Below are 11743 nucleotides of genomic sequence, written 5' to 3'. Positions count from 1 at the left end.
TTTATTTGCTTTATACATAACACTGCCAAATTTCTTTTGATAATAAGCTTTTTATTTTCGAAAAAAAGAATAAACTTAGGCCTTGACCTGAAAGGAGGGGCATCTTTGCTTTTAAACATAGACTTAGACTTCTATTTTAAGGAAAAGCTAAGCATGCTAGCTAACGAAATAAAAGAGACATTGCTAACAAAAAATATTGAATCTAACGTACAAAATAGCGTTATAACTTTAAATAATATTGATGATTATAAAAAAGCATCTGTGTTGATTAATGCGATAAATCCAAATTTAGAGCTAAATAGAAAAGATTCTTCGATTCTCATTTCGTATAAACCCCATTATAAAAATTCTTTGATCAGTGAAGTAGCTGCAGAATCAATAAACAATGTCCAGCGCCGTTTGGACAAACTTGGCACAAAGGAAGTCAGCGTTCAAAAACAAGGGCAGAATAAAATATTAGTGCAGGTGCCTGGAGTAGAAGATACCAAGCAGATAAAATCTCTGCTTGGCAAAACTGCTAAGCTAGCTTTTCATTTGGCAAACACTAACATAGCCAAGGTGCAGGATATAGACCATGAAACCACTGTCATGCTCAAGGATTCTTTAGGTAATTCTTATCCAATATTCCGCAAAACTGAAATAGGTGGCGATTCGCTGGTTAACGCGTCAGTTAGATTCGGCAAATTTAGGTAAACCAACAGTGCATTTTAAATTTGACAGCATAGCGAGTAAAAGATTCGCAAAAATCACTAAAGAAAATGTGGGAAAACCTTTTGCAATTGTTCTGGATAACACAGTCTTAACAGTACCTACAATACGTGAGCCAATTTTAAAATGGAGAGGGAGAAATTAGCGGTAATTTCACTGAAAAACAAGCAAGCGAACTTGCAATACTTTTAAAATCTGGAGCACTGCCAGCACCACTTAAAATAATTGAAGAAAAAACATTGGCCCAAGTCTTGGAGGAGAATCAATAAAGGCAGGGGAAATGGCAGCAACAATCTCTATTATAGCCGTGGCTTTATTTATAATTATCACTTACGGCAAATTAGGTGTATTGGCCTCTGTTGCGCTTTTTTCTAATGTAATTCTTATATTATCAATTCTCACTCTGCTTGAAGCAACTCTAACTTTACCTGGAATTGCCGGTATTGCACTTACTGTTGGTATGGCGGTGGATGCAAATGTTTTAATATTTGAGCGAATTCGTGAGGAAATCAAATCTGGCAAGAGAGTGGAACGTGCTATTGAAGAAGGGTTTAAAAACGCTATAAAGACAATACTGGATTCAAATATCACTACATTAATTGCTGCAGGAATAATGTTCATTATTGGCAGTGGAGCAATAAGAGGCTTTTCTGTCACTCTATCAATAGGAATTATATGTTCGATGTTTTCTGCAATCACAGTCACAAAACTCCTGATAGAGTTGTGTATGAACCCGAAGGAACTAGTGCTTTGTTAGTCAACTACCTTCATTCCCACAACGTTATATCCTGAATCAACGTGCAAAATTTCTCCAGTAGTGCCACTACTTAAGTCGCTTAATAAGTATAACGCTGCCTTGCCAACATCCTCTATTGTAACATTGCGTCTGAGCGGAGAATTATTTCTATTCCATTCTGATATGGAGTGAAAATCGCTTATTCCAGAAGATGCTAAAGTTCTGATTGGACCAGCGGAAATTGCATTTACTCTGATATTTTGTGGCCCGAGATCACATGCTATATATTTTACACTTGCTTCAAGTGCCGCTTTACATAAACCCATAACGTTATAATTTGGCATAACTTTTTCAGCGCCATAATAAGATAAAGTAAGTAAACTACCACCATTTGACATCATTTTTTCAGCCCTTTGCGCTAAAGCAGTAAAAGAATAGCACGATATATGCATTGCATTGAGGAAGTTATCCAGTGAAGTATTGACATATTTACCATCTAACTCATTTTTATCGGAGAATGCTATTGCATGCACCAAAAAGTCAAGAGTACCCCATTTTTTCTCTATTATTTCGAAAGCGTTATCTATGATTTTTTCATTTGAAACGTCGCAGTGTAATATTAGCTCCACATTTAGTTCATCTGCTATTGGTGATAGTTTTTCTTTTATTATTTCATTCTGGTAGGTGATTGCAAGTTCTGCTCCGTGCTCTGAGAGAGTTTTTGCTATACCGTATGCTATTGATCTCTTATTTATTATTCCGGTTATTAATCCCTTTTTGCCTTGTAATAGACTTGTCGTCATAGAACTATCTGTTTTTTTATAATTTGGAATATTAACTAGGTAAAGTCAAGATATCACTATGTTTTAAAATATTTTTTGCAGTAACTTGAAGTCTATAAACAGTAATCTTGATTCTTCTACAACAAAGCCATTCCATATGACATTTTGTCTATACCTAATTAAGCATATCAATAAGTAAGTAAATCTTAATATAATCTTATTATACTTATAAATACGCTGTATAGAATGAAAGTATGGATGATTTCATAACTGCAAGAAGAAAAGATGATGCTGTGGTATCTGTTTGTCAGGATAATAAGAAAAAAAACGTGTTAATTTTAGGGCTCAATCAAGTTGCAAGGGATTTGTTAAAATATGAAGAGGAGAATTTGCTTAATAAGCCATTAATTAATATCTTAAGCACAAGAGCAGCTGACAACGTGAAGAATTATTTAGAGTATACCGAAAATGGGCACGATTTACTTGATATATTACCTAAAGTGATAGATTTTTCCTTAACTGATGCTAAAGGAGAAGATATCAGGACAAAAGTAAAAGTTTTCCGCACTGCACAATTTGCCAGTAATAAAATAAATTATGAGCTATTAATACGTGATATCAGTTTGTCCCATAAACTAGGAATCTTTAGAGATAAATATCTAATGGGTAAAAAATATAAAAACCATGACTTATTCGATATACCGGGCAATGAGTCCACTATTCTAGAGTTATACGTTATATTAAATTTTGCCTTTCAACATCAAATTAATGCAGCTATAGGAGTGATTGGCTTAAATAGTAGCTGTAGTGAGACAAATAATGCACTGAAAGTTATCATAGAACATTTTTATAAAAATTGCCGTAGTGATGATTTTCTAGGGTATATTGATGAGAATAAAGTGCTTTTTGTTTTGATTAACTGCGATGTAAAAAGTATATCTAAAATAATTAATCGTATACGTTCTGCCATTAATAAGCAGTTATTAAAGCGAAAATTACCAAGTGTATCAATAATCTATGGGAATATAGCTCAAAAACAGGCAGCAAAATCTACCAGCGGTGCCTTCTGAAAAGTTGTTTTTTATTTATATTGAGTTTAAACTTAAATTTTTATTAAAGATTTAAGTTTATTTATGAAGTTAAAGTACTACCTGGTAGCACTGCTTTCATCATTGTTTTTGCAGAATAGTGCTAGCTCTAAAACAATTTTGGATAAGGAAATATTTTATGCAGAACTAGACGGAAAAATAGATTTGAGATTCGGCTACGCCTTCAACAGAGATTCTTTCAATGCTAAGCCTAAGGATAAAACTTCAAGTTATTCATACTTGCGCTTTCTTTATTTACAGCAAGTTTATCCAGATACTCAAATGGGGGTTAATGTTAAGGCAGGGGTTTCTGGTATTGCAAACCGAAAAGCGTTAGACATAGAAAAGTTAGACATGGAGGAATGGTATTTTATCATAAAAAACCAGGAACTTGGATCAATTGAATATGGTAAAAGAAGTTTAGTTGGTCAGAGCATGTTAATTAACACTTCAAAAATTTATGCAGCTGCTGGAGGAGTAAATGGTCATTGGACAAACTATGCAAATTTGCGCGGTGATCATAAAAAAGATGGTGACCCTGGATATGATCAAGACAAGGTGTTCTGGGTCAAGCCCAATATTTATAGCGATTATAATGAACTCGAACTAGGGTTAAAACAATCATCAATTAACTACATCTCCCCTGAAATCTATAACTTTCAACTCGGATTCAGTTATGTTCCAGGAAAAAATAACTTACAGTACAGCAATTTAATGACTGCTGGCCTTTCCTATAAAAACAGCTTGTCAGATGATATAGGTTTTACTACTGCCTTAACTGGTGAATTTGCAAGAGAAAATTTAACTGATTGCTCAGATGGGACTTCTAAAAATTATGAATGCCGCAATCAATTACTACACTGGAATTTTGGTTTGAAGCTAAAATTGTTCGATCTTGATTGCATTTTTTCGTATGGTAATGGTGGTAAATCTGGTGAGAAGCGTAATCCTGAAACAAATAATACGTATTATATGAATGCAGGTATCGCTTACCGTTCTGATTCTTACAAATCGAGCTTAACATATTTTAGTAGTGGTAGGGATATTGCAGGCGAAGGTACAAACGAGTTAACATCATATGCTTTAAGTCTTGAAAATTCTCTTTTTTTAGGTACTTCATACTATTTCGATATTGTAAAGTTTAGTACAAAAGAGCCTGAAATAGAAAATAACAACTCTGGTTATGTGTTCTTGGCTGGACTGAAGTTAAGTTTTTAATATTGCCTCCTTCCAACACTCTTTTCTGTCATCCAAGGTAACCGTTCACAGATTTCCACTTAATTTTTCAATCTCACTCATGGAGAGGCCAGTAAACTGACCTTACCCAGAAAAAGTGGAGAGAAAGAAAAGAGTTTTTTTGGGTAAAATAAAATTTTGGAGGATTAGAAATGGTAAGAGAATATACAGCAGAATTCAAATTGGAAGCTGTTAAACTGGCAAATGAACAAAGAAAGGCAGGTCAAACAATTACAAAAATAGCAAAGGATTTAGGAATAAAGGGTGGTTTATTAGGAAAATGGATAAAGAAACACAACGAAAAAAAGTCGGCAGCAGATGCATTTCCAGGTAGAGGTAACATGGCTCCTTACGACAAAGAGAGGTTTGATTTACAAAGCAAGAGTAACAAGGGAAAGAGACATTTAAAAAAAAGCCCTGGCCAGTCAAAAAGAGTAAAATATTTTTTTATATAGTAATTGCTATAAAGTACAGGTATTATGTAGGATTTTCTGCTAGTGGCTACTATAAGTGGACCACAAGAAAAATAAGCAGTAGAGAATCAGCAAATAAAGAGCTACTCGAAGCTATTCAAAAAATATATCATGTTTCTAAATGTAGATATGGAGCTCCTAAAATTCATGCTGAATTGAAGGCTTTGGGTAAAAGTTGCAATTTGAAAACGGTGCAAAGTATTATGCAGAAAAATGACATCAGGGCTATACTGAAAAGAAAGTTTAAAATTAAAAAACAACAAACAGATAATAGAGCTGTAGCTCCTAATATACTAGATCTAAACTTTATTGTTGATCAACCAAATAAAGTATGGGATTACTTACATCAAAACCAAGGTAAGGTCAGTTGGATTTTCACCAATTGTATTCTAAACGCTTACTTGGCGCGCCCATAACAAAAATGCCTGAAAAACTTTAATAATTATATACTATTATTAATAATTATTCAACCATATTTTAAGCTTACAATTTTGAGCTTAACTGACGCTTATGGATAGGGGCAACTCTATTACCCTGTGTTATGTTTATTTTCTAACGGACGCTGATTTTTGTATCGTAATTTCTTGCTATAAATTGGTTATATAAGAGCTGGCTTCTAAAATTTTATAACCCTAATTTGAATTAACAGACAGTAGAATCGAAAGATTATTACAAGGAGAAATCTACACAGATCGACCCTTTTGTGAATCTGCGTTTCTGCTTTCTTCAACTTGTTTTGCAAAAGATGTTTCCGGTTTCTGAAGTGGCTTAGCAATTTCACGCACAACGGCAATAACTGCTGTTAAAAACGTTTTTAACAATGCACCTAAAGCTTCACCAACTGCTTTCCTGCCATATATATGAGCTTGCTTTTCGTTACCGTCAGCAGTTTCCCCTGCCCTCCTTCTTGGATCCATCCTATGAGCAATCACCGAAAACAACACTCCCCTGATTGAAGACTTCACTTTTTCCTTTGCTTCGTGGACATCCCCATCTTTTGCTGTTTCATGCTGTTTAGCGTTTATTAGCTCCTTTTGTTGCTGGGCAAACATGCTACTTAATACTTCTTCTATCACTTGCTTTCTTCTCTTCTCTCTAACTCTTTTCATAGATTCTGATTTATCACGAGTATGCTTTGTGGTTTCAAATTCTGCATCAATATCTTCAGACGCAGCCTGACTATATAAAGTCTCTATGAGCCTGTCTATGCTTCGCTTTATTTGCATAGTCCTTTCGTAACTATCCGAATTATCAATTCCTTCGTCGATCTGATTTAGAATACTCAAAAACTTTCAAATAGTCTTGAATATACTGTATTATGTATTGCTTATCTTCCTCTTTGTGTTGTTCTTCTTGATTTTGCTGATTTTCATTTTCTAAACTTCTCTCTCTTTTATCATCGTTATTTTCTTCAATATTATCACCGTCTTCCTCGAAAAGGTCTTTGTCGTTCATGATTTTTTTTAATTTAGTTAAAATTCTCACCAGTTACTATTGTATATGAAAAAATTAAATTAACATTAATGAAAAGCGTTTACAACTTCAGCACTAGTTAAAACTACAGTAAAGCTGTCAAAAGTAACAGGATCATAATACCTCTCATACAATTCAACTGAACACCTAAGGCTTATCTTTTCCTTAGCATTAAAACTAATTTCATAATCATTATTAGAGTTTAGCATAGCAGAATTACGTAATAATTCATCAGCTAATACAGAGTCTAAAATTCCATTAATTTTTATCGTAATGTGTCTGCTTCCAGCACAATCGAACACTTTCCTCCAGCCAAAAGAAGAAATATCTTTCACCTCTTCTCTGTTATTACGCAAAGTAAACCTTAGGTTTCTTATATTATTTAACACAACAAAATTATTGTCATGATCTTTAATTTTTAGCTGTAATTTGCTCATTATCACCTCCTTTTATTAAAATATCAAAATTAATTGTTGAATGTAAAATTTCATCGTGCTGATCCATAGCACAATTACTTTCTAAAATGGCCTCATTATTAAAACCTTCAATGCTCTTAAGTATCAAGTTAATATGCCTTATAATGGCAAACATACTGTCTGTATGATAAGTATATATGTCGCATGAAAATTATAATTCACTGCGCGCAATCTCAAGTAAGGAATGGTGACCTGTTTAGGTAAGTAGTCATAAATTTTAGTAACATATTTCCTTAAATCAGAATTTGCTTTTAGTGTTGCATAAACGCTATTGTACAACTCGTTTATAGCTTGAATTTTTTCCATGATTAACCCTCGAAAGATATATAGAAACTCGTCATCCCGCTGCTTGTTAGCGGGATCTTTGTTAAGAGATACCGCGAATGAATCGCGGTATGACGATAAGGTTTATACCTCGTCATCCCGCTACTTGTTAGCGGGATCTATCCGTGACGGTATGACGTAGGACTGCTGTCATTCCGCTACGTGTTAGCGGCTGAGATGCCGCGAATGAATCGCGGTATGACGATAAGGTTTATACCTCGTCATCCCGCTGCTTGTTAGCGGGATCTATCCGTAACGGTATGACGTAGTAGCCCAGTTTGAATGACCAGAAAGAGCTACAAAACAACCTTTGATTCGCGAAATGGAGAATATACCTTCTTCACTTCAGATAAATGGCTACTTACCTCCGATTCACGATTTTTGTAAAGAGCAGAAACATACCGCATAATACCTAGTTTTATCTGCTCAGGAACATTGTCATAACCAGCTTCGTATACAACATCAACTCTTATTGCATTCAAACAATTGAAAAACTCAACGTAGCCCCCTACATCACTAAAATAATACTTAAGTGTACACTTCTCTTGATTTTTAGACATCACTGCAGTAGCCAATACTATCTTACTCACAGGGCCATAGCTTAAATAGATCCTACGAGGTACATAATCTTCATATGAAACTTGCCATGTTTGTTTCACCAGTGACTTCTCCATATGCCATTCAGCGTAATCAGTTGCCATAAAAATTAGATCTGAAATCAACTTATCATCCTGGTCGTTCTCAATGCGTAAAAAAGATTTAACCTCTTCTAAAGTAACTGGAAAAGATTCAGGCTTAGATTTACGTTGCACAGATATTCTTGGTGAAGTAGATCTTATTGACATAATAACCCTCCTTTTTGATATATGCAGCTTGCATGCAACATTAAGTTAAATTGGCGCAGCAACAACTCTGAGTGCTTTGTCGTATGAATATATTAAGAAGAGAACGTATTAAAGCTGTTTCTCCTTTTTTGTTGATAAAATTTGAACTTATAGCATATTCAACTAGGCTAGATTTTAGTAGATTGACATTTTGAGAATGAATATTATTGAAGATGGAGTTTAACTCTTTAGCAAGCAGACTGCGAAATTTTTGCACACTGTCATATGCGATGTTCTCAAGTTCATGTGCAAATTTATCTTGAGCTATAGTTGTTATATCTTCAATTTCCTTATCAAACTCCTCCATCTTTTTTCCCTTACTCTTAGAGCTTTTCGTAAAAGTTTTCATATTAATTAAACTCAACTACTTTTATGATTATAACTGTAATAAAAAAACTACCAAAGTAAAAAATTCGCACTAGTGTGTAACTCATAACTGTACGAACATTGCAATTTGGGCCTACCAGGAGGGCAATGACTCTTATCCAAGTACCCTCTTCTTGTCATCCGAGTAGCTGACACTGGGATCCAGGAATTTTATTAAGTTGGTAAGCATAAAAGTAGCCGTTTTATGTTAAAACACAACGTTCTTGATGAGATTACGGCAAGGCTGGATTCCAGTGTCAAGCACTGGAATGACATCATCCTTTTTTGGGATTCCAATGCAGCTACTTGCATCTGCCACCTGTAAACTGCAATGTTCGTACAGATGTAGGTGCTAAGTTTTACAAACACCGTTGTGCTGAACCTTGAATATCCACTTCTTTCAATTCAGTGGTAGGTTTTGGTTCAGCGATGGGTTTTGATATTGCGTATGTAACGCAACTAGCTAGCAATGCAGCAGATGTTACAAAAACTACAATTATTGGTAGAACAGACAAGTCGAAAGCAATACTGAGAGTAGCACCTACTGTTAACATAGTTACAAGATTCACAGAAGCAACTTTTAAGAAACTCATTTGTCTTTTTCCTGCTTTTTCTAGCGACACTTCATTTGTTTTAGTTTTGCCCAGTTCACCCTCAAGTGGTGTGTTTTCATTCTCCAGACTTTTTATTTTTTGTGTTAGTGATTCATTCTCTTTATTGAATTGTTTCAACTTAGTCTCATGTCCAACTATGCAACTTTTTGATTCTGCTAGTTCCTTTTGCGTTTTTTCTAACAACGCTTCTGCTTTAGAATACTGACTTTCTGTTTTGTCTAATTTATCCTTAAGCTTTGTGTTTTCATTTCCTAGCTCTTGTATTTCTTGTTCTAGTGCTTCCAGCCTAGCCTCTTGCCCAGCTATGTCATTCTTTAGTTCCTTTTGCTTTTTTTCTAGTAAGACCTCTTTAGTTTTTGTTTTGTCTAATTTGTCCTTAAGCGTTGCTTTTTCACTTTCTAGATCTTGTATTTTTCGTTTTAGTGATTGATTCTCTTCCTTTAGTTGAGCACGTAATTCTTTTTGACTTAACTTTACTTTTTTTAACCTTTTCTGCTTCTTCTGGAGTTTCCGTTGCGTTGTGTGTTTTGGAATGGGAAGAAGTATAGCCTTTCTTATAATAGTCCGAATGCGATAAGATATGTGTTTATGGCTATAGCAGGCCAGTAGCATATTACGGTCTGTTCGGATTATTGTAAAAAGAGCTATACTAGATACAACCTCAGATGGCTGATCACACACACTGTTTAGTCTATCTATTACTAGGCCTTCATCCTTTATCAATGAGCGATCTGCTCCATATTTTATCAAAAGTTTTGCTAATTCTTTATTGTCCTTTGCAACAGCAAAATATAAAGGGGTATGTCCATCTTTATCTTGTGCATTAACATTTGCTTTACGTTTTATCAAAAGTTTTACTGATTCTTTAGCGCTTTTTGCAGCAGCATTGTGTAAAGGGGTCACGCCATCTTTATCTTGCGCATCAACACCTGCTCCATTATCTATTAGATATTCTGCAATCTCTACATAACCATATCTAGCAGCATAATGTAAAGGGGTCAGTTCAGATTCCTCTGCATCAGATTCACTATTACTTTTATTTAAAAAGGTCTGTTCACCATTATATGTAGCACCGTATTGTTCCGAATGTTGATTATGACCGGGTTGTTCTATGCGCTTCCGATTATTGGCAAATCGTTGTTCTGTCTCTTGCAACTTTTGCTCCACAGCATCTCTTTCTCTTATAGCCTGTTCTCTTTCTAATGTATCATCTACTTTGTTTATATTGTTTTTATTAATGATTGAGTTTGAAGAAGTCTGTTCATCCTCATCTTGTACATAGATTTCTCTGCTGTTTAGTGTAGTTCCGTTGTTCTTTTTAATGATTGAGTTTGAAGAAGTCTGTTCATCCTCATCTTGTACATAGATTTCTCTGCTGTTTAGTGTAGTTCCGTTGTTCTTTTTATGATCTCTTGCATTCCATGCTTGCACTGCAGCAGTTGTGTTATTTCCGTTCACAGCTAAATTTCCTGGAGTTTTATTATTAGGCTGCGGTAAACTGCCTTGTCTATTTTGTCTTCTCGCAGCTCTTGCCTCAGCATAACGTTGTTCTCCTTCCTCTAACATTTTTATTATAGCCTTTTTACCTTCTACATCGCCGACAATATCCCTTGGAGTTCGGCCTTGACTATCTTTTAGTGAAGGATTTGCGTTATTATTCAATAAAAGCTGAACTATCTCTTGATGACCATGCAAAGCAGCAATGTGCAAAGCAGTGAATTTAGAATTAACATCACCCGATGTTTGTTCATCAACTTTTACTTTCTTTTCTAGTAGGAGTTTTACTATTGGTACACTGTTACATTCCACAGCAAGATGTAACAACATACAATTTACAGTTTTGTCTTAATCTAATATACTGAACATCTTATCTATCTTCAAATTGTTATAAGTGCACATTGCGTATTATTTCAAAAAACTTTTCCTTTTTTATTGCCATAACCTTTCCTCTCAATTTATTTATTATTGCTGAACCATCTCACAAAAAAGTAAAGTTTGTCGAAATTCCATGTTTGATCTAAAAATTAGTCATAAACATTTTCTATGCAAGTAGCTGACACTGGTTCATTCTATAATGGTGTCACAGCAGTCCTACATCATGCCACCGCGAACCGTCATACCACGATTCATTCGCGGTATCTCATCCGCTAACTGTTCTCCCTCATCATACCGTCACGGTATCTCCAGATCCCGCTAACAAGTAGCGGGATGACGATTGTCAGGGCGTCATCCCAGCGCCCCTATGATGTCATCCGAGTAGCCGTCACTGGTTCCTTTATGATGGCAGTGCCCCTATGGTGTCATTCCAGTGCTTGACACTGGAATCCAGCCTTTCCATAATCATCAAAACATTGTATTTTAACGTAAAACCGCTATTTTTATGCTCACCAACTTAATAAAATTCCCGGATCCCAGTGTCAAGCACTGGGGTGACAAGATATAAACCTTATCGTCATACCGCCACAAACTGTCATACCGCGATTCATTCGCGGTATCTCTAGATCCTGGCAACAAGAAGCGGGATTGCGATTGTCGTTTAGACATAAAAATTTAGAAATTTACCAAATGAAAAAAAAGGCAAAA

The 11743-nt window shown here is 35.1% G+C and carries 11 protein-coding genes and 2 pseudogenes; 5 read left to right on the top strand and 8 right to left on the bottom strand.

All coding sequences use genetic code 11. The annotated features are described in order from the left end of the window. A pseudogene (secD, locus tag WGMM_RS04975) lies at positions 1–1465 on the top strand (protein translocase subunit SecD); the annotation flags it as partial. Here secD and WGMM_RS04970 read toward each other — a convergent pair. Further along, positions 1462–2247, bottom strand: a complete 786-nt coding sequence (locus WGMM_RS04970) for an enoyl-ACP reductase FabI (protein ID WP_006280349.1) — start codon at positions 2245–2247, stop codon at positions 1462–1464. The pseudogene secD and the gene WGMM_RS04970 sit on opposite strands and share 4 nt — an antisense overlap. 233 nt (positions 2248–2480) lie before the next feature. On the opposite strand from WGMM_RS04970, the gene WGMM_RS04965 reads away from it, so the two are divergent. The 4 genes from WGMM_RS04965 (at position 2481) to WGMM_RS05365 (ending at position 5439) form a co-directional block, all read left to right on the top strand. Further along, complete coding sequence (locus WGMM_RS04965) at positions 2481–3296, top strand: PAS domain-containing protein (protein ID WP_038250924.1); 816 nt, start codon at positions 2481–2483, stop codon at positions 3294–3296. Positions 3297–3359: 63 nt separating this feature from the next. After that, positions 3360–4532 carry a porin gene (locus tag WGMM_RS04960; protein ID WP_038250922.1) on the top strand — a complete coding sequence of 391 codons (1173 nt, stop codon included), beginning with the start codon at positions 3360–3362 and terminating at the stop codon, positions 4530–4532. Positions 4533–4702: 170 nt separating this feature from the next. After that, on the top strand, positions 4703–5005 hold the full coding sequence (locus WGMM_RS04955) for a transposase (RefSeq protein ID WP_081818090.1): 303 nt from the start codon (positions 4703–4705) through the stop codon (positions 5003–5005). After that, on the top strand, positions 4990–5439 hold the full coding sequence (locus WGMM_RS05365; RefSeq protein WP_338062983.1) for an IS3 family transposase: 450 nt from the start codon (positions 4990–4992) through the stop codon (positions 5437–5439). Before WGMM_RS04955 ends, WGMM_RS05365 begins: the two co-directional genes overlap by 16 nt. Positions 5440–5706: 267 nt before the next feature. Here the strand turns inward: WGMM_RS05365 and WGMM_RS04945 are convergent, their stop codons facing one another. The 7 genes and pseudogenes from WGMM_RS04945 to WGMM_RS04920 all read right to left on the bottom strand — a co-directional run bounded on the left by WGMM_RS04945 (position 5707) and on the right by WGMM_RS04920 (position 10987). Next, on the bottom strand, positions 5707–6309 hold the full coding sequence (locus WGMM_RS04945) for a hypothetical protein (RefSeq protein ID WP_240991957.1): 603 nt from the start codon (positions 6307–6309) through the stop codon (positions 5707–5709). Beyond that, a complete protein-coding gene (locus tag WGMM_RS06995; RefSeq protein ID WP_240991956.1) occupies positions 6275–6478 on the bottom strand; it encodes a hypothetical protein in 204 nt (67 codons plus the stop codon). The genes WGMM_RS04945 and WGMM_RS06995 overlap by 35 nt, the downstream gene beginning before the upstream one ends. A 65-nt stretch (positions 6479–6543) precedes the next feature. Beyond that, a complete protein-coding gene (locus WGMM_RS04940) occupies positions 6544–6933 on the bottom strand; it encodes a phage tail tube protein (protein ID WP_038250920.1) in 390 nt (129 codons plus the stop codon). Beyond that, positions 6908–7278: pseudogene (locus WGMM_RS07260) on the bottom strand (DUF3168 domain-containing protein). The gene WGMM_RS04940 and the pseudogene WGMM_RS07260 overlap by 26 nt, the downstream one beginning before the upstream one ends. 314 nt (positions 7279–7592) lie before the next feature. Then, a complete protein-coding gene (locus WGMM_RS04930) occupies positions 7593–8141 on the bottom strand; it encodes a head-tail connector protein (RefSeq protein ID WP_038250918.1) in 549 nt (182 codons plus the stop codon). A 40-nt stretch (positions 8142–8181) separates the two neighbouring features. Beyond that, on the bottom strand, positions 8182–8529 hold the full coding sequence (locus WGMM_RS04925; protein WP_051599673.1) for an ECH_0659 family protein: 348 nt from the start codon (positions 8527–8529) through the stop codon (positions 8182–8184). Between the two features lie 376 nt (positions 8530–8905). After that, a complete protein-coding gene (locus WGMM_RS04920) occupies positions 8906–10987 on the bottom strand; it encodes an ankyrin repeat domain-containing protein (RefSeq protein ID WP_051599671.1) in 2082 nt (693 codons plus the stop codon). Between the last annotated feature and the right edge of the window lie 756 nt (positions 10988–11743).

Origin of the sequence: Wolbachia endosymbiont of Glossina morsitans morsitans, from assembly GCF_000689175.1 — a bacterium.
Taxonomy (GTDB): Bacteria; Pseudomonadota; Alphaproteobacteria; order Rickettsiales; family Anaplasmataceae; genus Wolbachia; species Wolbachia pipientis.
Note: the sequence above shows the minus strand (reverse complement) of the source record. Positions and strands in the feature narration are given on the sequence as shown.